The organism is Roseobacter sp. GAI101, assembly GCF_000156335.1.
Taxonomy (GTDB): domain Bacteria; phylum Pseudomonadota; class Alphaproteobacteria; order Rhodobacterales; family Rhodobacteraceae; genus Sulfitobacter.
In genome coordinates this window covers 3,073,021-3,094,031 of record NZ_DS999213.1, presented here as the reverse complement: position 1 = coordinate 3,094,031, position 21,011 = coordinate 3,073,021, and the positions used below count along the sequence as shown (strand labels likewise).

Genomic DNA, 21,011 nt, shown 5'->3' with positions numbered 1-21,011 from the left:
CCCGCTCGATCATCCGCGCGCCTTCACGACCTGCAAAAGTGGCATCACGGCGGCCATCTCGGGTCCGCGCGCCTGTCCGGTCAGCGCCAGACGCAGTGGCATGAAAAGCCCCTTGCCCTTACGGCCGGTCTTTTCCTTCACCGCTGCAGTCCACGTGCCCCATGTGGTTTCATCAAATTCACCCTCAGGCAGCAGCGCCATCGCTTCGGCGATAAAGTCGCGATCCTCGTCCGCGATCACCGGCTCGGCCCCTTGGCTGAACATGTCCCACCAGCCTTTCAGGTCTTGCAGCGTGGTGATGTTTTCATGGGTCACCTGCCAGAACAGCGCCGCCTTGTCCTCGGGCACACCAAGGGCGGCGATGTCATCCGCGACGGCCTCAAGCGGCAAGGTCTGCAAATAGCGGGCAGTCATCGGGAACAGGTCCTCGACGTCGAACTTTGTCGGGGCGGAACTGAAGTGTCCGATGTCGAACCCTTCGACCAGATCTTCCATGGTGGTCCGCAGTTCGACCGGATCAGACGACCCGATCCGCGACAGCACGCTCAGCAGCGCGAAAGGCTGCACGCCACGGGCACGCAGATCACGCAGCGCCAGCACACCAAGGCGTTTGGACAGCGCTTCGCCTTGCGGGCCGGTCAGCAGGGAATGGTGCGCAAATTCGGGAACAGTGCCGCCAAGCGCCTTCATGATCTGGATTTGCGTCGCCGTGTTGGTCACGTGGTCCGATCCGCGCACCACGTTGGTCACGCCCATTTCGGTATCATCGACGACCGACGCCAACGTGTACAAGATCTGACCATCTGCGCGGATCAGCACAGGGTCGGAAACCGACGCCGCATCGATCGAGATATCGCCCAGAATGCCGTCTTTCCATTCGATGCGCTCCTGATCCAGCTTGAAGCGCCATACACCGGGGCCGCGCTCCTCGCGCAGTTTGGTCTTTTCCGCTTCGGTCAGGTTCAACGCGGCGCGGTCGTAGACCGGCGGCTTGCCCATGTTCAGCTGCTTCTTGCGCTTCAGGTCCAGTTCCGTCGGCGTTTCCCACGCTTCATAGAACCGGCCCATTTCGCGCAGCTTGTCTGCCGCGGCGCGGTATTTGTCCAACCGTTCGGACTGGCGCTCCACCCGGTCCCACTTCAGGCCCAGCCATGTCAGGTCTTCTTTCAGCCCCTCGACGTATTCTTCCTTGCTGCGGATCGGGTCCGTATCGTCGATACGCAGGATAAATGTACCGCCATTCTTGCGGGCGATCAGATAGTTCATCAGCGCCGTGCGCAGGTTGCCGACGTGGATATATCCGGTGGGGGACGGGGCGAAGCGGGTGATGGTCATTGGGTTCTCCTGTTGGCCGCTGGCTTGTCACAGCGCGGCCAGATTGTCCAGAAAATGAGGCGGCGTTCAGCTGGGGTCGCGCCAGCGGTTCACGATCGGATAGCGACGGTCCAGCCAGAAGGCTCCCTTGGTCAGGCGCGGGCCTGGGGCGGACTGGAACCGTTTGTATTCGCTGATGTAGATCAGGTGTTCGACCTTCTTGGCCACGTCGCGATCAAAGCCTGCCGCGACGCAATCGGCGATTGATCCGTCCTGATCCACCAGAATGTCCAGCATCGCGTCCAGATCGGGGTAATCAGGCAGGCTGTCGCTGTCTTTCTGATCTTCGCGCAGTTCCGCCGAGGGCGGTTTGTCGATGATGCGCGGCGTGATGACTTTGCCCGCAGGCCCCATCATCCAGTCGCGGTGATTTTCGTTGCGCCAGCGGCAGGTCTCGAAAACGCGGGTTTTGTACAGGTCCTTGATCGGGTTATACCCGCCCGCCATGTCGCCATAAATCGTGGCATAGCCCACTGCGACCTCGGACTTATTGCCGGTGGTCAGCAGCATTTCACCGAACTTGTTGCTCATCGCCATCAGCAAGAGGCCGCGCAAACGCGACTGGATGTTTTCCTCGGTCAGGTCGGGCTTCATCCCCTCGAACAGCGGGGCAAGGGTTTCGGTGATCGCCGCGCGCCCCTGTTTGATCGGCACATAGTCATAGCGGCAGCCCAGCGCCTTGGCGACAGCTTCGGCATCATCCAGCGATGCCTGCGAGGTATACTCGGAGGGCAGCATCACGCAGCGTACCTTATCCGCGCCCAGCGCATCGACTGCAATCGCGGCAACAATCGCCGAATCGATCCCGCCCGACAGTCCCAGCAATACTTTCTTGAAACCCGTCTTGCGCATGTAGTCGCGCAGGCCCTGCACCATCACGCGGTAATCCTGCTCGTATTCGGATGGCAAATGCGCCTTCGGACCGTCAACGATGCGCCAGCCTTCCGACCCCTGCTCAAGATCGACATGGGCGATTTCAGCGTCGAAAGTCGGCATCTGGAACGCCAGCTTGCCGCCGGGGTTCAAGCCAAAGCTGGCCCCGTCGAACACCTGATCGTCCTGACCGCCAACCATGTTCAGATAGATCAGCGGCAATTCCGTCTCGACCACGCGGGCGACCATGTTGTTCAGCCGCGTCTCGAACTTGCCGCGATAATAGGGCGACCCGTTTGGAACCAGCAGGAATTCAGCCCCGGTTTCCGCCAGAGTTTCCGCTACATCGGGGTGCCAGGCGTCTTCGCAGATCGGGCTGCCGATGCGGGTGTCGCCCACAGAATAGGGCCCCGCCAAAGGTGCGCTGTCAAAGACGCGCACTTCGTCGAACACCGTTTCATTCGGCAGGTTATGCTTGAAGGCGCGGCTTGCCACCTTCCCGCCCTTGAGGATCAGATAGGCGTTATACAGTTCAGCCCCCTCGACCCAGGGCGCACCGATTGCCAGCGCAGGCCCATCGGCGCAGTCCGCCGCCAGCGCGTTGATGTGCGTCATCACATCCAGTTGAAACGCGCGCTTCATCACAAGGTCTTGGGCGTTGTAGCCGGTGATGAACATCTCGGGCAGTGCAACCAGATCAGCGCCAGCCGCCTTGCCTTTTGCCCAGGCATCGCGGGCAAGGTCGGCATTTCCGGCCAAGTCCCCGACGGTCGGGTTCAACTGGCCCAGCGTGATGCGAAAACGCGACGTCATATGGCAATCCTTCGATAACTTGCGCCACGATGTAGCAGATCACGCGGCAAGGGAAAGGCCAAGCACCGCTTGGGCGCGCAAAAGACGATTGCCCCGCTGGGGCCCATTGCTTAGTCTGATGGTTAACAAATGCGCCAGCCAACGATTGGCCACCCCCGTTTGAAAGCAGTGACATGTCCCGAATGCCCCTTGGCCCCTTGATCTTCTGCCTTAGCCTGCTGCCCTTTTCGGCTGTGGCGCAAGACGCAGATGTCCTGAGCAAGCAATATGACGATGGCGGCATTTACGAGGGCACCTTTCGCGGCGGCGTTCAGCACGGGACAGGCACATACACCCTGCCCAACGGCTATGAATACACCGGTGAATGGGTCGACGGAGAGATCAAGGGCCAGGGCGTAGCGCGCTTCCCCAATGGCTCGGTCTACGAGGGCAGCTTTTCCAAGGGCAAGCCAGATGGCTTTGGCCTGATCACCTTTGCCGACGGCGGCACCTACGAGGGCGAATGGCAAGCGGGTGCCATCATGGGCCAGGGCATCGCGCTTTACGCCAATGGTGTGCGCTACGAGGGCGCATTCCGCAACGCCAAGCACCACGGCAAGGGCGTGATGCAGTCACCGGGTGGGTATGAATATCAGGGTGACTGGGTCGATGGCGTCAAACAGGGCGTCGGGAAAATCACCTATCCGGATGGCGCGGTTTATGATGGCGATATCGAGGCTGGCAAGCGCAGCGGCACAGGCACGCTGACGATGCCGGACGGGCTGACCTATGTGGGCACCTGGAAGGACGGCCAGATCGACGGCACCGGCAAACTGACCCAACCTAACGGCGACGTCTACGAGGGAGAACTGGTTTCCGGTCAACGCCAGGGCACGGGCAAAGTCACTTACGCCAATGGCGACACCTACGAGGGCCAGTTCAAAGACGACCGGCGCGATGGTCAGGGCACCTTCACCGGGACCGACGGCTATGTCTACACAGGGTCCTGGGTGGCGGGCCAGATCGAAGGCGAAGGTCAGGTGACCTATCCTGACGGGTCCGTCTATGTCGGCACATTCCGCGATGATCTGGCAGATGGCCAGGGCAAGATCACCTATCCCGACGGCTCCACCTACGAGGGCGCATGGTCGGTCGGTGTGATCGAAGGCAGCGGCACCGCGACCTACCCCAACGGCGTCGTCTACGAGGGCGATTTCAAGAACGCCCGCAACGACGGCCAGGGGGTGATGACCTACGCAGATGGCTACCGCTACGAGGGCGGATGGAAAGACGGACAGCGCCACGGCGCGGGCACCGCGACCTATCCCGACGGCACGATCTACACTGGCAACTTCACCAACGGTCAGCGTGACGGCATCGGCAAGATCACGATGGCCGACGGGTTTACCTATGAAGGTGAATGGGCCGCCGGCGTCATCTCGGGCAAGGGCATCGCGACCTATGCCAACGGCGATGTCTACGAGGGTATGTTCAAGGACGGCAAACGCCAGGGCACCGGTACAATGCGCTACGGCACCGGCGAAGAAGCGACCGGCAACTGGGTCAACGGCGCGCTGTCCGAATGATCGCCGTTATCTTCGAGGTTTCACCCCACCCCGACAAACGCGCCGACTACCTTGATATGGCCGCCAGGATGCGCCCCTTGGTGGACCGGATCGACGGCTTCATCTCGGTCGAACGCTTCCAGTCGCTGACCAACCCGGACAAGCTGCTGTCGATATCCTTCTTCCGCGACGAAGCTGCGCTTGATGAATGGCGTGCACTCACAGCCCACCGCGGCGCACAAAAAGCGGGCCGCGACACTATTTTCCAAGACTACCACCTGCGCATCGCCCACGTGATCCGCGACTACGGGATGTTCGACCGCGACGAGGCCCCCGAAGACAGCCGCGCGGTCCACGACGCAGGCTAGTTCGCACGACGGGTCTTCCCCTTCTCTGGCTCTTAAATATCCCCCGCGCGGAGCGCAAAAAACCTCTTCCGGAACGCAATATCGGCCTAAATAACCTCACCCGCGTCCAGGCGCTTTAGCAGATCATCCCCCTCCGCCAGAACCGTCTCGCGCTTTTCAGCATCCATCCGGTCCCATGTGCGGTACATGTTCCCCATCCGCGCATTGCCTGAAAATCTGTCCCGGTGCCGGTCCAGGAAATGCCAGTACAGCAGGTTGAACGGACAAGCCTTTTCCCCTGTCTTGGCACTGACGGAATAGTGGCACGCCTTGCAGTGGTCCGACATCCGGTTGATGTAGGCCCCTGACGACACATAGGGCTTTGACGCGATCACCCCGCCATCGGCGAACTGGCTCATCCCCACGGTATTGGGGGCCTCGACCCATTCAAACGCATCGGCATAGACCGCCAGATACCATTCGTGCACCTGATGCGGATCAATCCCCGCCAGCAAAGCAAAATTGCCCGTCACCATCAGCCGCTGGATATGGTGCGCGTAGGCTTCGCTTTGGGTCTGCGCAACGGCCTTTGAGACGCAATTCATTCGGGTTTCGCCGCCCCAATAGAACCACGGCAAGTCCCGCGTGTGGCCCAGGACATTGCGCTGCGTGTAGTCAGGCCCCTCGAGGAAATAGATTCCGCGCACATATTCGCGCCAACCGATAATCTGCCGGATGAACCCTTCGACGGCATTGATCGGCGCATCCCCCTTGGCATAGGCCGCAGCCGCCGCCTCGCAAATTTCGAGCGGACCAAGCAGGCCGATGTTCAGGTAAGGCGAGATCACGGCGTGATACAGAAACTGGTTATCGTTCAGCATCGCATCCTGATAGTCACCAAACCTGGGCAGCGCGTGTTCGATGAAATGATCCAACGCCTGCAATGCCTCGGCCCGCGTTGTGGCAAACCAGAACGGTTCCAGATCGCCGAAACTGTCGCCAAAGCGTGCCGCCACCAACTCCAGCACCTCGCGGGTGATGGCGTCAGGTTCAAACTGCAGGGGGCCATCAACGGTGACATCATCCGGCGCGGCCTTGCGGTTGTCGTGGTCAAAGTTCCACTTGTCGCCGGCGGGCTTGTCGCCTTCCATCAAAAGACCGGTCTTGCGCCGCATCTCGCGGTAGAAATACTCCATGCGGAGCGCTTTGCGCCCGTCTGCCCATGTCTCGAACTCCGAATGCGACGACAGAAACCGGTCATCGGGCAAAACCTCGACCTTCAGGGGCGCGTATTTCAGCTTGTCAATCAGCCGCCATTCGCCCGGCTCTGTCGCCAGCACTTCGGTCGCGCCGGTCTGTTCGGCACGGCGCAGCAATTCCCCCACGATAGACCCTGCATTTTCCGTATCATCCAGTTGCGTATAGGCAACGGTCCAGCCATCCTCCTCAAGCGCGCGGGCGAATTTGCGCATCGCGGCAAAGATCAGCGCGATCTTTTTCGGGTGGTGTTTGACATAGCTGGCCTCGTCCGTGACCTCGGCCATGACAATTGTATCGTTCGCCTTGTCCGCCGCGCAAAGCGCGCTTAGCCCTTCCGACAGTTGGTCGCCAAGGACCAGAACCAGCCGCGCTACCATGGCACCGGCTTTCCCGCCCAGTCAAAGAACTGGCCGGCGTCTTTCGGCTCAAGCCCGTCAATCACCGACACCAGGTTCTCCGCCGCCTCGGATGCGTCGACCGCCGGATGGCGGGCAAGGTATTTTTCGGTGAACGGCGTTTTGACCGTACCGGGGTGCAGCGCCACGCAGATGCTTTGTTTATGCGAACGAGCCAGTTCGATCGACGCGGTATGCACGATCTGGTTCACCGCCGCCTTGGCGCTGCGATAGCTGATCCAGCCCCCGGTCCTGTTGTCGCCAATCGACCCGACCCGCGCCGACAGCACCGCAAAGACGCCCCGCCCGTCGCGGCGCAAAAGGTCGGACGCATGGCGCAAGACCAGCGCAGGACCAACCGCGTTCAACGCGAACTGATCCATCATCGCCTTCTGGCTGATGGACTTGATGGTTTTCTCGGGCTCCGCCCCGTCAATCTCAAGCGCACCGGACGCGACCAGAACCACATCAAACGGGCCTTCCAGCCCGCCGATATGCCTCTCGACGCTCGCCTCGTCCGTCAGGTCCAATCCGTCGCGCGACCGTGACAAACCCGTCACCTGATCGCCGCGTGCCGTATACGCATCCGCCACGGCCGATCCGACCCCGCCAGACGCGCCAATAATCAAAATCTGTTTCATGGCCCACAGGTAGCAGGCAAAAGGCGTCCTTCAATATCCCCAAACGCAACCGCCTAAAAAACTCTTCCCATTTTGGTTTGCAGCGGTATAACGTGCCCCATGACTTATGCTGATCATACACCGACATTGACGCGTGCAAGCGTGCTGTCGTTGTGTGCAAACCTACTCCTGCTAATCCGCCTCTGAGCGTGCCATCCGGCGCGCCCGCTCAGAGGGATGTGCAGCGCGCCAAGGATTTGAAAAGCAGAATGAAAGAACCCAAAACATGACCGATACGACCAAACAAGACCGCGTCTTGATCTTTGACACGACGTTGCGCGATGGCGAACAATCGCCCGGTGCGACCATGACCCACGCCGAAAAGATCGAAATCGCCGGTCTGCTGGACGAAATGGGTGTCGACATCATCGAGGCGGGCTTTCCCATCGCTTCCGAGGGTGACTTTGCCGCCGTTAGCGAGATCGCAAAGCTGTCGAAGAATTCGGTGATCTGCGGTCTGGCCCGCGCGCAGCTTGGCGATATCGACCGCTGCTGGGAGGCCGTGAAACACGCAGCCCAACCGCGCATTCACACGTTTATCGGCACCTCCCCGCTGCACCGCGCCATTCCGAACCTCACCATGGATGAAATGGCCGAACGGATTCACGAAACCGTCACCCATGCGCGCAACCTGTGCGACAACGTGCAATGGTCCCCAATGGACGCCACCCGGACAGAGCTGGATTATCTGTACCGGACCGTCGAAATCGCGATCAAGGCCGGGGCCACCACGATCAACATCCCTGACACCGTCGGCTATACCGCGCCACGCGAAAGCGCCGAATTGATCCGCAAGCTGCTGGAAAACGTACCCGGCGCGGACGAGATTATCTTTGCCACCCATTGCCACAATGACCTTGGCATGGCGACCGCCAACAGCCTTGCGGCCGTCGAGGCAGGTGCCCGCCAGATCGAATGTACCATCAACGGGCTTGGTGAACGGGCGGGCAACACCGCACTGGAAGAAGTCGTGATGGCCTTGCGCGTCCGCAACGACATCATGCCTTACCAGACCCGCGTCGACAGCACCAAGCTGATGAACATCTCGCGCCGTGTTGCGACCGTGTCCGGCTTTGCCGTGCAGTTCAACAAGGCCATCGTCGGCAAAAATGCTTTTGCCCACGAAAGCGGTATCCATCAGGACGGCATGCTGAAAAACGCCGAAACATTCGAGATCATGCGCCCCGAGGATGTGGGTCTGACCGAGACGAATATCGTCATGGGCAAGCATTCGGGCCGTGCCGCGTTGCGCTCCAAGCTGGAGAACCTTGGCTACGAATTGGGTGACAACCAGCTTAAGGATGTGTTCGTGCGGTTCAAGGAACTCGCCGATCGCAAAAAGGAAATCTATGACGAAGACCTGATTGCCTTGATGCGCACAGCGACCGATCCTGAAAGCGACCGGATCAAGCTGAAATCCATGCATGTTGTCTGCGGCACCGAGGGGCCGAACGTAGCCAAGATGACGCTGATCGTCGATGGTGCCGAACACAGCACCGAACAAACAGGCGATGGCCCCGTCGATGCGTCCTTCAACTGCATCAAGGCACTGGTAGACCACAGCGCCCGCCTGCAACTGTATCAGGTGAACGCCGTGACCGAAGGTACCGATGCGCAGGCCACGGTTTCCGTCCGGCTTGAGGAAGACGGTCGCATCGTGACCGGACAGGCCGCCAATACGGATACGGTCGTCAGTTCAGCCCAAGCCTATATTCACGCGCTCAACCGTCTGCTGGTGCGCCGTGAAAAAGGCGGCACCGACAAACGCGAAATCAGCTACAAAGACGCTGGTTGGTAGGATCAGGCAGGGTTTCGACCCTGCCTTTTTTCTTTCAGTACGGGTTCTTTGGCGACCGGTCATCCGACAGGGACCTTTGTGACCGCTCTACGATCATCACCGTTGCATCGGCCAGATGCTGGCGTTCGATGTGGTGGTCCCCACGGGCAACGCGCAGTTTATGCGCCTCCAGCATCACCTCGGCATGGGACGATCCGCGCGGCGGAATAAACGTATAGCAGGCCAGTTCGATCAAGAACCCAAGCGGATCCTTGAAATAGATCGAATGCATAAAGCCGCGATCCTTGATCCCCGAATTGCCGATACCGCGTTCTTCGAGGCGCTCGAGTACCTGGTCAAACATGGCGCGGTCCACCTCGAACGCGACATGATGCACGCAGCCCGCATCAGTGGGCGTGCGGTCGTGGACGGGCTTGCGGTTTTCGTTGCTGAAGATCGTGATCAAGCGCCCGTCGCCAGGGTCGAAATACAAATGCCCCTCTTCGGGGTTGTCCAGATTGGGCTGGTCAAAGACGAACGGCATCCCCAGCAGCCCTTCCCAGAAATCAATGCTTGTCTGGCGGTCCGCCCCCATCAACGTGATGTGATGAACCCCGATGACCTGAATTTTCTGCATTTTGTCTCCCCTTACTTTATCGCTTACTTAAAATAATAGCGCAGCGGCGGCATCATGCCACCCGGATAGTCAACCCCCCTTTCGTCTTGGGGCGCATCCGCCTATACACCTGACACAGTCCGCATCTGATCAGAGTCGTCGGGCCAATACGAATTTTTGCAAGGTCCCACTGCTCATGTCGATATTTGATAACTTCCGCGGTCTGTTCTCGTCAGATATGGCAATCGACCTTGGGACCGCGAACACGCTTGTGTATGTCAAAGGCAAGGGCATCGTTTTGTCGGAACCTTCGGTGGTGGCCTATCACGTCAAGGACGGTGTGAAAAAAGTGCTCGCCGTGGGTGAAGACGCCAAGCTGATGCTGGGCCGGACCCCGGGCAGCATCGAAGCGATCCGACCGATGCGCGAAGGTGTGATTGCCGACTTTGATACAGCCGAGGAAATGATCAAGCACTTCATCCGCAAGGTGCACAAACGGTCGACCTTCTCGAAGCCCAAGATCATCGTCTGCGTGCCCCATGGCGCGACCCCCGTTGAAAAGCGTGCCATCCGCCAGTCGGTGCTGTCCGCCGGTGCCCGCCGCGCGGGCCTGATTGCTGAGCCCATCGCAGCCGCCATCGGTGCCGGCATGCCGATCACCGACCCGACCGGTAACATGGTTGTCGATATCGGTGGTGGTACGACCGAAGTTGCGGTGCTGTCGCTGGGCGACATCGTTTACGCGCGCTCTGTCCGTGTCGGCGGCGACCGCATGGACGAGGCGATCATCAGCTACCTGCGCCGCCAGCAAAACCTTCTGGTCGGTGAAACCACGGCGGAACGGATCAAGACATCTATCGGGACCGCTCGCATGCCCGACGACGGGCGCGGCACGTCGATGCAAATTCGCGGGCGCGATTTGTTGAACGGCGTCCCCAAGGAAATCGAAGTGACCCAGGCGCAGATCGCCGAGGCGCTTGCAGAACCTGTCGTGCAAATCTGCGAAGCGGTGATGACCGCCCTCGAGACGACACCCCCAGACCTTGCCGCCGACATCGTCGACCGCGGCGTGATGCTGACCGGTGGTGGCGCATTGCTGGGCGATCTGGATCTGGCGCTGCGTGAACAGACCGGTCTGGCGATCTCCGTCGCCGACGAGCCTCTGAACTGCGTGGCTTTGGGCACCGGCAAAGCGCTGGAATACGAAAAACAACTGCGCCACGCCATCGACTACGACAGCTAAATCAGGCAGAATTTCGCAAAGGCCCGATCAGCGGCAGGACGGCCCTGCCCAACCGGCAGGGAACACGTGACGCATGGCCATGGACCGATCATCTTCGAACGACTTCGGACGCCCCTTGCGCCGCATGCTTCTGGCTGTGCTGATCCTGATTCTACTGGGCGTGTTCCTGCTGTGGCGGATCGACAGCCCCCGCGTTGAACGGTTTCGCGCGCAGATCACCGACAGGATCGTGCCCAATCTGGATTGGGCGATGGCCCCGGTGACCGGCACCGTGAACCTGTTGCGGGATTTCCAAAGCTACCAGCGGCTGGCCGACCAAAATCAGGAACTGCGGTCCGAACTGCGCCAGATGCAGGCGTGGAAAGAGGCGGCATTGCAGCTAGAGCAGGAAAACGCACGGCTGCTTGATCTTAACAATGTGCGGCTGGACCCGCGGCTGACCTATATCACCGGTGTCGTTCTGGCCGATAGCGGATCGCCCTTCCGGCAATCGGTACTGCTGAACGTAGGCGCGCGCGACGGGTTGGTCGACGGCTGGGCGGCGATGGACGGGATCGGCCTGGTCGGACGCATTTCGGGTGTGGCGCAAAACACTGCCCGCGTGATTTTGCTGACCGACGCCAGCAGCCGCATTCCCGCGACGATCCAGCCTTCGGGGCAGCGGGCGATCGTGGCGGGCGATAACTCAAGCGCGCCCCCGGTCGATTTTCTGGAAAACCCCGATCTGGTGCGCCCCGGTGACCGGGTGATCAGCTCTGGTGATGGGGGGGTTTTCCCCGCCGGTTTGTTGATCGGTCAGGTTGCCGCTGACCCCGGCGGGCGCTTGCGCGTGCGCCTTGCCGCCGATTACGAGCGGCTCGAATTTCTGCGGGTTCTGCGTCACAATGGCAGTGAAACCGTCTCGGACAGCGCGCAGGTGATCGGACCGGACGGCCCCATCGCGCAGACCCAAGCACCACCCGCAGCCCCCGACCAATGAATGATCTGTCGCCCCTCCGCCTGTGGCTGATGCGCGCCGGCTTTGTCTTGCTTGTGGTGGTGATCCTGTTCTTTCACCTGCTGCCGCTTGAAACATCGCCGCGCAGGTGGGCCGCCCCCGACCTGATCCTGGGCTTTGCCTGCGCCTGGAGCTTGCGACGCCCCGAATACGTGCCTGCCGTGTCCCTTGCCGCAATGTTCCTGCTGACGGATCTGCTGTTTCAACGCCCGCCGGGGCTGTGGGCCGTGTTGGCGCTGCTTGGGTGCGAATACCTGAAATCTTCCGGGCGCGGTTTGCGCGATTCCGGGTTTGTGTCCGAATGGCTGACGGTCAGCGGTGTGATCATCGTCATCGCCGCGGCGAACCGGCTGATCCTCGCGATCTTGTTGGTCGACATGCCGCCGCTGGGGCTTACTCTTTTCGAAACGGGCAACACCCTGCTATTCTACCCCGTGATGGTTCTGGTCACGCACGGGCTGATGGGCATACGCAAATCGGCACCGGGCGATCTGGACGGCATGGGCAAACGGGTATGACAAGGAAACCAAAGCCATGAGACGCAGCAGAGCAGACAGCGAGGCAAGCCATGCAAAGCTGAGCCGCCGCGCGGCCTTGTTGGGCGGCGTGCAGCTATTGTTCATGGGCGGTCTGGCCGCACGGATGAATTACCTTCAGGTCGATCAGGCTGACCAGTTCCGCCTGCTGGCCGAGGAAAACCGCATCAACATCCGCCTGATCCCGCCCGCCCGCGGCGAGATTTTTGACCGCAACGGGGTACGGTTGGCCCAGAATTCTCCGTCCTACCGGATCGTGATGGTGCGCGAAGACGCCGATGACGTGGATGCGGTGATGGACCGCCTTGCCCAGATCATCACGCTTGATCCCGAATTACGCGCGCGTACGATGGCCGAAATCAAACGCTCCGCCCCGTTCTTGCCCGTGACCGTCGCCGATGATGTCAGCTGGGACGATGTCAGCCGCGTATCGGTGAACGCCCCCGCCCTGCCCGGCATCAGCCCCGAGGTCGGCCTGACGCGGGTGTATCCGCGCGGGTCGGATTTCGCCCATATCGTGGGCCGTGTGGGCCGCGTCAGTCAGGCGGATCTGGACGCGCTGGAAGACCCCGACGCTGTCCTGCGGATACCACGTTTCCAGATCGGCAAGATCAATGTCGAAGCCCGCGAAGAATCGCTGCTGCGCGGGGTCGCAGGCACCAAACAGGTCGAGGTCAACGCAACCGGCCGCGTGATGCGCGAACTGGCCCGCCGCGAGGGGCAATCGGGTGCTGATTTGCAGCTGACCATCGACTCCAACCTGCAAAACTATGTGCAGGCCAGACTGGGCGACGAAAGCGCCGCAGTCGTGATCGTGGATTGCGAGAATGGCGATCTGGTCGCCAATGCCTCGTCGCCCAGCTATGATCCGAACCTGTTCATCGGCGGGATTTCATCGGCAGATTACAATCCGCTGTTGCAATCGAAGTATCGCCCCCTCGTCAACAAGACCGTCCAGGGGACCTATCCGCCCGGATCGACCTTCAAGATGATGGTTGCCATGGCCGCCCTTGAGGAAGGCATAGTCGGGCCGGATGAAACGGTGTACTGCCCCGGCCACCTCGAGGTCGGCGGGCGCAGGTTCCACTGTTGGAAGCGCGCCGGCCACGGCTGGGTTGATCTTGAAAATTCGCTCAAGCAGTCGTGCGACGTCTATTATTACGACCTCGCCCTGAAAGTCGGGATCGAGAAAATTTCGGCGATGTCCAACCGCTTCGGCCTTGGCATCCGCCATGATCTGCCGTTGTCATCGGTCGCGGCGGGGCTTGCACCCACGAAGTTATGGAAGCAGCAGAACAAAGGGGCGGACTGGGTCATCGGGGATACGGTCAATGCCTCGATCGGGCAAGGCTTCACGCTCAGCTCGCCGCTGCAACTCGCGGTGATGACCGCACGGATTGCGACCAACCGCGAGGTCACCCCGCGGCTGATCAAATCAATTGACGGGATCGAACAGCCCTCGGGCGCGGGCGAACCTTTGGGCATGAACGAAAACAACATGCGCAAGGTCCGCAAGGGTATGCATGTGGTGGTCAACGACAGACGCGGCACGGCCTATAGATCAAGGATCATCGCCGATGACATGCGCATGGCTGGCAAAACCGGCACCAGCCAGGTCCGTAACATCACCGCGGCAGAACGTGCGCGCGGCGTGACCCGTAACCAGGATTTGCCATGGGAACGTCGTGACCACGCGCTTTTCGTGGGCTTCGCGCCCTATGACAAACCACGCTATGCGGTGTCGGTACTGGTGGAACATGGCGGCGGCGGGTCTGCGGCTGCGGCCCCCATCGCGCGTGACGTAATGCTACAGGCCCTCTATGGCGGAGAGCCCCCCCTGGACGCCTATCCGACAGCGGATCGCGGGCGGATCAAGACCCAGCAGAACACCTTGCGCGACGTCCGCCCCCAAGCCGCGATAGACGGAAAAGACCAAGCATGAGCTATCTTGAATATAGCGTCAAACACGCCCCCACGGGGCTGGCAAAGATATTGCACCTCAATTGGCCGCTGACAATTTTGCTGGCGACCGTTTCAGGGGTCGGCTTTCTGATGTTGTATTCCGTGGCGGGCGGCACGTTTACCCCATGGGCCGAACCGCAGATGAAACGCTTTGCCCTTGGCCTTGGGCTGATGATCGCGGTCGGCATGGTGCCGATCTGGATGTGGCGCAACCTTGCGGGGGTCGCCTATCTTGGAACGGTGACGCTGCTGATCGGGGTGGAACTGTTCGGGGCTGTCGGCATGGGCGCGCAGCGCTGGATCGAACTGGGCTCCTTCCGGCTGCAACCGTCCGAGTTGATGAAGATCACGCTGGTGGTGATGCTTGCGGCCTACTACGACTGGCTGCCGTCCAAGAAAACCTCAAGACCGCTCTGGGTGCTGATCCCGGTGGTGCTGATCATGGTCCCCACCTTTCTGGTTCTCAAGCAACCCGACCTTGGCACGGCATTGCTTTTGCTCGCGGCAGGCGGCGGATTGATGTTTCTGGCGGGGGTTCATTGGGCATATTTCGCCGTCGTCATCACGGCGGGTTTCGGCCTTGTGACGGCAGTGTTCCAGTCGCGTGGCACCCCATGGCAAATGCTGAAGGACTACCAGTTTCGCCGCATCGACACCTTCATCGACCCCAGCACCGATCCGCTGGGGGCGGGGTATCACATCACCCAATCCAAGATCGCCCTCGGCTCTGGCGGGTGGACCGGACGTGGTTTCATGCAAGGGACCCAGTCGCGGCTGAACTTCCTGCCCGAAAAGCACACCGATTTCATCTTTACCACATTGGCCGAGGAATTCGGCTTTGTTGGCGGGGTCTCATTGCTGACGCTCTATGCGCTGATCATCGTTTTCTGCGTGGCATCCGCCCTGATCAACAAGGACCGGTTTTCGTCCCTGCTGACGTTGGGGGTTGCACTGAACTTCTTTTTGTTCTTCGCCGTGAACATGTCGATGGTAATGGGCATGGCCCCTGTCGTTGGTGTGCCCTTGCCACTGGTCAGCTATGGCGGCTCTGCTATGCTGGTGCTTCTGCTGGCCTTCGGGCTGGTGCAATCCGCCCATGTCCATCGTCCAAGGTAGAACTGAATGCCCCTGAATATCCTATTTGCCGCCCGCCCAGAACGCTGGACAACCTATGAAAAACCCTTGCGGGCGGCACTGAAGGACGAGGGGATCGATGCGCATCTCAGCACCGATATTGCACCCGAAGATGTTGATTACATTATCTACGCGCCCAACAGCACCTTGCAGGATTTCACGCCCTACATCCGCGCAAAGGCAGTGCTGAACCTGTGGGCCGGTGTTGAAAACATCACCGGCAACCCGACGTTGAAGATCCCGCTGGCACGCATGGTCGACCCGGGCCTGACCAAGGGTATGGTGGAATGGGTGACTGGCCATGTGATGCGCTATCACCTTGGCCTTGATACCGACATCCTCAAGACCGACGCCACCTGGGTACCGCGCACGCCTCCGTTGGCCCAGGAACGCAATATCACGATCCTTGGCCTTGGGGCTTTGGGCACGGCCGTGTCCGAAACGCTTGTCTCCTTGGGTTTCAACGTCACCGGATGGTCGCGCAGCCCGAAAGACGTGCCTGGCGTCACCTGCCTGAACGGGGCGAAAGGATTGAAGCAAGCCCTCAGCACAGCTGAGATTGCGGTACTCCTCCTGCCGAACACATCCGCTACGGAAAACACGCTGAACGCAGAAACACTGGCGCTGATGCCAAAGGGCGCGTTCATCATCAACCCTGGCCGGGGTCCATTGATTGACGACGATGCGCTCCTTGCCGCGCTCGACAGCGGTCAAATCGCCCATGCGACCCTAGATGTCTTCCGGATTGAACCCCTCCCCAAAGACCACCCCTACTGGGCGCATCCCAAGGTCACGGTAACCCCCCACATCGCCGCCGAAACCAGGGCGACTACCGCGTCAAAAGTAATCGTCGACAATATTCGCCGTGGTCAGGCTCAAGAAGAGTTCCTGCATCTGGTCGATCGCAATCTGGGCTACTGAAAGGCCCGGCCGAGAGCTTCGGTTTTTGAGTTTATTTAGCAAAATGAAGCTGAAGCGATGTGCCCCAACTTCATTTTGCCCTTAAACTCTCGCCGAAGGCATAAAAGTTCTTTGTCCTACGCGGCTTTCAGGCCACGCCCCTTCAGCAAAGCCTCAACCCCCGGCAAACGCCCGCGGAAGGCAGTGTAAAGCTCTGCCGCGTCCATGCTGCCACCGGCGGAAAGGATATGCTTCTCCAGCGCGTTGGCCTGTTCGGGATCAAAGGGCCCCCCCGCCTCTTCGAACGCCTCAAACGCGTCGGCATCCATCACCTCTGACCACATGTAGCTGTAATAGCCGCTGGAATAACCATCCCCCGAAAAGACATGCGCGAATTGCGGCGTCGCATGGCGCATCGTGATCGCAGAGGGCATCCCCAAAGACGCCAGAACGGCGGCCTGCTTTTCCATGGGGTCAACCGGGGCACCGCCATCATGAAACTCCAAATCCACGAGGGCGGAGGCCACATATTCCACCGTGGAAAAGCCCATGTCGAAATTTGCTGCCCCAAGGACCTTGTCCAACATCTCCTTCGGCATCGCTGCACCTGTCTTGGCGTGGGTCGCAAACTCACCAAGCACCTCGGGCACCTCCAGCCAGTGTTCGTAAAGCTGGCTGGGCAACTCCACAAAGTCGCGCGCAACGGATGTACCGCTGACGGATTCGTAGGTCACATCTGACAGCATCTGGTGCAGCGCATGGCCAAACTCGTGAAACAGAGTGCGCGCGTCGTCATAAGACAACAGCGCAGGCGAGCCCTTGGCAAAGTTGCAGACGTTGATCACGACAGGCGATTGAACGTCGGGGAATTTTGCCTGCGCCCGCATCGCCGAACACCACGCGCCGGATCGCTTGGACCCTCGCGCGAAATAGTCGCCGATGAACACCGCTACATGTTCCCCGTTGCGCGTCACTTCCCAGGCTCTGCAATCCGGATGATAGAGCGGCACATCAAGAGGTGCGAATTCGAGAGAGAACAAACGGGTGGCGCAGCTAAAGGCCGCGTCAATCATCCGGTCCAACTGGAAATACGGTTTCAACGCGGCCTCATCCAGGTCATGCTCGGCGATCCGACGCTTTTCCGTGTAATACCGCCAGTCCCAAGGGGCCAGATCGCCGTTCACCCCGTCTGCGTGCATCATTTCGGTCAGTACTGCGGCATCCGATTCCGCTTGGGCCTTGGCGGGCTCCCACACATCCATCAAAAGCTGGCGCACCGCATCTGGCGTCTTTGCCATTTCGGTCTCGAGCTTGAAGGCTGCAAAGTTCCTGTAGCCCAACAGCTTGGCGCGCTCTTCGCGCAGGGCCAGCGTTTCGGCGGCGATGGCACGGTTATCCGTCTCACCGTCATTCGCACCGCGGGCCTGCCACGCCAGAAATGCGCGTTCGCGCAGATCGCGCCGCGGCGAGAATTGCAGGAACGGAACGATCAAGGACCGCGACAGGGTGATCACCGGGCCACCAGCCTCTTTTTCCTCACCTGCGCTGCGGGCCGCATCAACGACAAAGTCCGGCAGGCCTTCCAAATCGGCTTCGTCCAGTTTCATGAACCACGACCGTTCATCCGCCAGCAGGTTCTGCGTGAACTGGGTGCCCAGAACGGCAAGCCGTCCTTTGATCTCCTTCATCCGTGCATCGTCCACCCCGTCCAACGCGGCCCCCGAACGCACAAACCCCCGATGCGTCAGCATCAGGACGCGGGCCTGCTCAGGCGTCAAATCAAGGCTGTCCCTGTTCGCCCATACGTCCGCCACGCGGCTAAACAGTTGTTTATTGCTCGAGATTTCGGAAAAATGCGCGGCCAGCAAAGGCGAGAACTTGCGCTGAAGGTCTTCGCGGGCCGGATTGCTGTCCGCCCCCGCAACCGTAAAGAATACGCCCAACACGCGGTCAAGCTGGCTGCCTGCTTCTTCCAGTGCTTCAATCGTGTTGCCGAAACTGGGGGCCACGTCGCAGGATGCAATCGCATCAATCTCCATACGATGGGTGGCCAGCGCCTCTTCCAGCGCGGGTTCGAAATCATCGTCGGAAATCTTGTCGAACGGGGCCAGTTCAAATGGTGTGTCCCAGTCGCTCAGCAGCGGGTTTGTCATGGTGTTCTCCTTTGCCCAACAAGGTAGGTGCCGAGACAGGAGGTTGCAATCACCGACGCGAAAACTCGGGGCCTGCACCAGCCCAGAATCTTGAGGTCACCGCCGCCCGAACGCAACGGCGTGCCTTTTAAAACCCGCCCCGACGAATGGTACTCCGTCGGGGCGGGATGTCCGATCAAGGACGGACATAGGCAAAGCCGTCTTCTTGCAGCTCAATCAAACGCACGACGCCCGACGGCACGACAACCGCCTCGGACATCAGCACGACATCATGGCCGGTTTTCTTCTTCATCCCCGCCATCGTATTGGCGCAGGCCGAAAATGTGATGTTCTCCATTTCAAGCGACATGGTGGAAATACGTTGCGCTACCGGGCTTTTGTCAGCGACCAGCATATTCAGACCGGGGCCATAGGTCACCAATTCGATCGTGACCGTATCGCCCTGGCTCTCGTAATAGCTGGCGACGTTTTGGGCGTTGTTAAGCGCCATATTCATCACCTGCGGGTCATTCTGATCGACGTGGATGGCAACCTTATGGGCCATGCCTTCGGCAAGTGCAGCAAGCGGGGTCAAGGCCAGTGCGGCGGCCAGTGCGAATCGTTTCATGGAAATCTCCTCCTGTTAGATGAAGGGACTGTAGCGGTCTTTTCCGGCAATGCAGCGGTTTTTCAGTCCTCTTCGGAAACCGCCCCGCAGACAGAGCAATCCGCGCGCTGGCTGACCCCGATCACGCGATTTTCACCATATAACGCATCATACATCAGCATCTGTCCCCGCAGCGGCGCGCCGGCCCCGGTGATCAGCTTGATCGCCTCGGCGGCCATCATCGCACCAATCACGCCCGGCAATGGGCCAATGACCCCCGCCTGCGCACAGGACGGGGCCAGATGGGCAGCGGGCGCACGGGGAAAAATACATTGGTAGCAGGGCCCGCCCGAGGCCGGGTGAAACACGCTCAACTGTCCTTCCCATTGGCTGAGTGCCCCTGAAATCAACGGAACGCCAGCGGCCACACAGGCACGGTTGACCAGATAGCGGGTTTCGAAATTGTCGGTGCCATCCAGCACCAGATCGTAGTCCCCGATCAGGTCTGCAGCGATCTCCTCGTCCAGACGACGGTGATAGGGCCGCACGGTGACAAAGGGGTTCTGCGCCTCCATCTCGGCCTGGGCCGAAAAGACCTTGGGCATGCCGATGGCGCTGTCCTTGTGGATGACCTGGCGCTGAAGGTTCGCATTCTCGACCGTATCATCGTCGACCACACCAATCGTGCCCACTCCTGCCGCCGCAAGGTATTGCAACACCGGGGCCCCCAGCCCCCCCGCGCCAATCACCAGTACCTTGGCATTTTTCAGCGCCTTTTGACCGGCTCCTCCGACCTCGCGCAGGACGATATGGCGGGCATAGCGGTTCAGTTCAGTTTCCGAAAACGCGCCGCTTTGCGCTGGCTTTTCGGTGACCGGCTTGGTCCTGGCGCGCAGCCGGTTCAGCCCCCAGCGATACCCAAGAACGATCAAGATGAAGCCCGTCAATAGCAACCAGGGTGCCGCGCTGCCCCCCGTGGCCACGCGCAAGGGATGCAAGGGCGGCAAGAGCACATTCAGGCCAATCACCGCCCCGAACAATGCGCCCAAGACCTTGAAACGTGTATCACGCGACTGGCCCATCGCGGCCCCGGCGAACCAGATGACAGCGGCAAGAATAAACACCAACAGCATCAAAACGCTCCGCTGGTCAAAGGACTGAATTGCTGTTTTTCGTATCGGCGCATGGGCCCCCGCACTGTTCTGCTATCGCTCTGTGTCAAAGCATGAACCTAAGCTATTTTCCGCCGAGCCCAACCCTAATCAACATGCGGCAGCACAGGTTTAGACAACCCGTTGCCCTGTCGCCCCGATTTCCCACACCCCCGTAACCTCGTGCCTATTTCAGGCCGGTCGACCCAAACCCGCCGGCACCGCGCCCGCTTTCGGACAGTTCGGTCACCTCGACGCAGGCAAAGCGCCGCACATCCGCCACCACCGCCTGCGCGATGCGATCACCATGGCTGATCGTGAACGGCTCTGCGCCGATGTAATAAAGCCCGACCATGACGACCCCACGATAATCCTCGTCCACCGTTCCCGGCGCGTTTGGGATCAAAAACCCGTGCTTGAGCGCAAGACCCGACCGCGGCCTGATCTGCATCTCGGTTCCGCGCGGGATTTCGACACAAAACCCGGTAGAAATCAGGCTGATCTGACCCGTTTCAAAGACCAGAGGTCCGTCTGGCAAAAATGCACGCAAATCCATCCCAGCGGCACCCGCTGTGGCATAGCCGGGCAAAGGCAAACTGTCGTTCCCCGCCACGCGCTTGAACTTGATCTCAGACATCACTCATCCTTCCGGCCCTTGCCCGACCCATTG

At 60.3% G+C, this 21,011-nt stretch carries 18 protein-coding genes; 9 read left to right on the top strand and 9 right to left on the bottom strand.

The window, feature by feature from the left end; genetic code table 11:
* Positions 1-9 precede the first annotated feature (9 nt).
* Together gltX and RGAI101_RS14450 are read right to left on the bottom strand one after the other, a co-directional pair.
* Complete coding sequence (gene gltX / locus RGAI101_RS14455) at positions 10-1,335, bottom strand: glutamate--tRNA ligase (protein ID WP_008226499.1); 1,326 nt, start codon at positions 1,333-1,335, stop codon at positions 10-12.
* A gap of 66 nt (positions 1,336-1,401) precedes the next feature.
* Positions 1,402-3,060: an NAD+ synthase gene (locus RGAI101_RS14450; protein WP_008227593.1), complete on the bottom strand. Its 1,659-nt coding sequence runs from the start codon at positions 3,058-3,060 to the stop codon at positions 1,402-1,404.
* Between the two features lie 182 nt (positions 3,061-3,242).
* Here RGAI101_RS14450 and RGAI101_RS14445 point away from each other — a divergent pair, with 182 nt between their 5' ends.
* Both RGAI101_RS14445 and RGAI101_RS14440 read left to right on the top strand, forming a co-directional pair.
* Positions 3,243-4,625: an MORN repeat-containing protein gene (locus RGAI101_RS14445; RefSeq protein WP_008226470.1), complete on the top strand. Its 1,383-nt coding sequence runs from the start codon at positions 3,243-3,245 to the stop codon at positions 4,623-4,625.
* Entirely contained in the window at positions 4,622-4,972 is a 351-nt protein-coding gene (locus RGAI101_RS14440; protein WP_008226810.1) for an antibiotic biosynthesis monooxygenase family protein, read from the top strand. Before RGAI101_RS14445 ends, RGAI101_RS14440 begins: the two co-directional genes overlap by 4 nt.
* An 86-nt stretch (positions 4,973-5,058) precedes the next feature.
* On the opposite strand, the gene RGAI101_RS14435 is transcribed toward RGAI101_RS14440, so the two are convergent.
* A complete protein-coding gene (locus RGAI101_RS14435; protein WP_008225096.1) occupies positions 5,059-6,588 on the bottom strand; it encodes a cryptochrome/photolyase family protein in 1,530 nt (509 codons plus the stop codon).
* Positions 6,582-7,247 (bottom strand): SDR family NAD(P)-dependent oxidoreductase, encoded by a 666-nt coding sequence (locus tag RGAI101_RS14430; protein ID WP_008225551.1) that lies wholly within the window; start codon positions 7,245-7,247, stop codon positions 6,582-6,584. Before RGAI101_RS14430 ends, RGAI101_RS14435 begins: the two co-directional genes overlap by 7 nt.
* A gap of 265 nt (positions 7,248-7,512) precedes the next feature.
* Between RGAI101_RS14430 and RGAI101_RS14425 the strand changes: the two genes are divergently transcribed.
* Positions 7,513-9,084, top strand: a complete 1,572-nt coding sequence (locus RGAI101_RS14425) for a 2-isopropylmalate synthase (RefSeq protein ID WP_008227520.1) — start codon at positions 7,513-7,515, stop codon at positions 9,082-9,084.
* Positions 9,085-9,118: 34 nt separating this feature from the next.
* On the opposite strand, the gene RGAI101_RS14420 is transcribed toward RGAI101_RS14425, so the two are convergent.
* Positions 9,119-9,700, bottom strand: a complete 582-nt coding sequence (locus RGAI101_RS14420) for a VOC family protein (RefSeq protein WP_008225483.1) — start codon at positions 9,698-9,700, stop codon at positions 9,119-9,121.
* A 175-nt stretch (positions 9,701-9,875) separates the two neighbouring features.
* On the opposite strand from RGAI101_RS14420, the gene RGAI101_RS14415 reads away from it, so the two are divergent.
* From RGAI101_RS14415 to RGAI101_RS14390, 6 genes are all read left to right on the top strand, one after another.
* Positions 9,876-10,922, top strand: coding sequence for a rod shape-determining protein (locus RGAI101_RS14415; protein ID WP_008225554.1), 1,047 nt, complete (start codon positions 9,876-9,878; stop codon positions 10,920-10,922).
* Between the two features lie 73 nt (positions 10,923-10,995).
* Positions 10,996-11,901, top strand: a complete 906-nt coding sequence (mreC, locus tag RGAI101_RS14410) for a rod shape-determining protein MreC (RefSeq protein WP_037228376.1) — start codon at positions 10,996-10,998, stop codon at positions 11,899-11,901.
* Complete coding sequence (locus tag RGAI101_RS14405) at positions 11,898-12,437, top strand: hypothetical protein (protein ID WP_008225855.1); 540 nt, start codon at positions 11,898-11,900, stop codon at positions 12,435-12,437. The genes mreC and RGAI101_RS14405 overlap by 4 nt, the downstream gene beginning before the upstream one ends.
* A gap of 16 nt (positions 12,438-12,453) precedes the next feature.
* Positions 12,454-14,397, top strand: a complete 1,944-nt coding sequence (gene mrdA / locus RGAI101_RS14400; RefSeq protein ID WP_008228003.1) for a penicillin-binding protein 2 — start codon at positions 12,454-12,456, stop codon at positions 14,395-14,397.
* Entirely contained in the window at positions 14,394-15,533 is a 1,140-nt protein-coding gene (rodA, locus tag RGAI101_RS14395; RefSeq protein ID WP_008228720.1) for a rod shape-determining protein RodA, read from the top strand. The genes mrdA and rodA overlap by 4 nt, the downstream gene beginning before the upstream one ends.
* 6 nt (positions 15,534-15,539) lie before the next feature.
* On the top strand, positions 15,540-16,472 hold the full coding sequence (locus RGAI101_RS14390) for a 2-hydroxyacid dehydrogenase (RefSeq protein ID WP_008229203.1): 933 nt from the start codon (positions 15,540-15,542) through the stop codon (positions 16,470-16,472).
* A gap of 116 nt (positions 16,473-16,588) precedes the next feature.
* On the opposite strand, the gene RGAI101_RS14385 is transcribed toward RGAI101_RS14390, so the two are convergent.
* The 4 genes from RGAI101_RS14385 to dut all read right to left on the bottom strand — a co-directional run bounded on the left by RGAI101_RS14385 (position 16,589) and on the right by dut (position 20,978).
* On the bottom strand, positions 16,589-18,604 hold the full coding sequence (locus RGAI101_RS14385; protein ID WP_008228138.1) for a M3 family metallopeptidase: 2,016 nt from the start codon (positions 18,602-18,604) through the stop codon (positions 16,589-16,591).
* Positions 18,605-18,779: 175 nt separating this feature from the next.
* On the bottom strand, positions 18,780-19,211 hold the full coding sequence (locus RGAI101_RS14380) for a DsrE family protein (RefSeq protein WP_008228656.1): 432 nt from the start codon (positions 19,209-19,211) through the stop codon (positions 18,780-18,782).
* A gap of 62 nt (positions 19,212-19,273) precedes the next feature.
* Positions 19,274-20,323: a HesA/MoeB/ThiF family protein gene (locus RGAI101_RS14375; RefSeq protein WP_008228907.1), complete on the bottom strand. Its 1,050-nt coding sequence runs from the start codon at positions 20,321-20,323 to the stop codon at positions 19,274-19,276.
* A gap of 205 nt (positions 20,324-20,528) precedes the next feature.
* The gene (gene dut, locus RGAI101_RS14370; RefSeq protein ID WP_008225764.1) at positions 20,529-20,978 is read right to left on the bottom strand and encodes a dUTP diphosphatase; all 450 of its coding nucleotides are present in this window, start codon (positions 20,976-20,978) and stop codon (positions 20,529-20,531) included.
* Between the last annotated feature and the right edge of the window lie 33 nt (positions 20,979-21,011).

Coding starts and splice junctions, on each gene's coding strand:
- gltX (WP_008226499.1), bottom strand. CDS start 1,335: ATGACCATCACCCGCTTCGCCCCGTCCCCCACCGGATATATCCACGTC.
- RGAI101_RS14450 (WP_008227593.1), bottom strand. CDS start 3,060: ATGACGTCGCGTTTTCGCATCACGCTGGGCCAGTTGAACCCGACCGTC.
- RGAI101_RS14445 (WP_008226470.1), top strand. CDS start 3,243: ATGCCCCTTGGCCCCTTGATCTTCTGCCTTAGCCTGCTGCCCTTTTCG.
- RGAI101_RS14440 (WP_008226810.1), top strand. CDS start 4,622: ATGATCGCCGTTATCTTCGAGGTTTCACCCCACCCCGACAAACGCGCC.
- RGAI101_RS14435 (WP_008225096.1), bottom strand. CDS start 6,588: ATGGTAGCGCGGCTGGTTCTGGTCCTTGGCGACCAACTGTCGGAAGGG.
- RGAI101_RS14430 (WP_008225551.1), bottom strand. CDS start 7,247: ATGAAACAGATTTTGATTATTGGCGCGTCTGGCGGGGTCGGATCGGCC.
- RGAI101_RS14425 (WP_008227520.1), top strand. CDS start 7,513: ATGACCGATACGACCAAACAAGACCGCGTCTTGATCTTTGACACGACG.
- RGAI101_RS14420 (WP_008225483.1), bottom strand. CDS start 9,700: ATGCAGAAAATTCAGGTCATCGGGGTTCATCACATCACGTTGATGGGG.
- RGAI101_RS14415 (WP_008225554.1), top strand. CDS start 9,876: ATGTCGATATTTGATAACTTCCGCGGTCTGTTCTCGTCAGATATGGCA.
- mreC (WP_037228376.1), top strand. CDS start 10,996: ATGGCCATGGACCGATCATCTTCGAACGACTTCGGACGCCCCTTGCGC.
- RGAI101_RS14405 (WP_008225855.1), top strand. CDS start 11,898: ATGAATGATCTGTCGCCCCTCCGCCTGTGGCTGATGCGCGCCGGCTTT.
- mrdA (WP_008228003.1), top strand. CDS start 12,454: ATGAGACGCAGCAGAGCAGACAGCGAGGCAAGCCATGCAAAGCTGAGC.
- rodA (WP_008228720.1), top strand. CDS start 14,394: ATGAGCTATCTTGAATATAGCGTCAAACACGCCCCCACGGGGCTGGCA.
- RGAI101_RS14390 (WP_008229203.1), top strand. CDS start 15,540: ATGCCCCTGAATATCCTATTTGCCGCCCGCCCAGAACGCTGGACAACC.
- RGAI101_RS14385 (WP_008228138.1), bottom strand. CDS start 18,604: ATGACAAACCCGCTGCTGAGCGACTGGGACACACCATTTGAACTGGCC.
- RGAI101_RS14380 (WP_008228656.1), bottom strand. CDS start 19,211: ATGAAACGATTCGCACTGGCCGCCGCACTGGCCTTGACCCCGCTTGCT.
- RGAI101_RS14375 (WP_008228907.1), bottom strand. CDS start 20,323: ATGCTGTTGGTGTTTATTCTTGCCGCTGTCATCTGGTTCGCCGGGGCC.
- dut (WP_008225764.1), bottom strand. CDS start 20,978: ATGTCTGAGATCAAGTTCAAGCGCGTGGCGGGGAACGACAGTTTGCCT.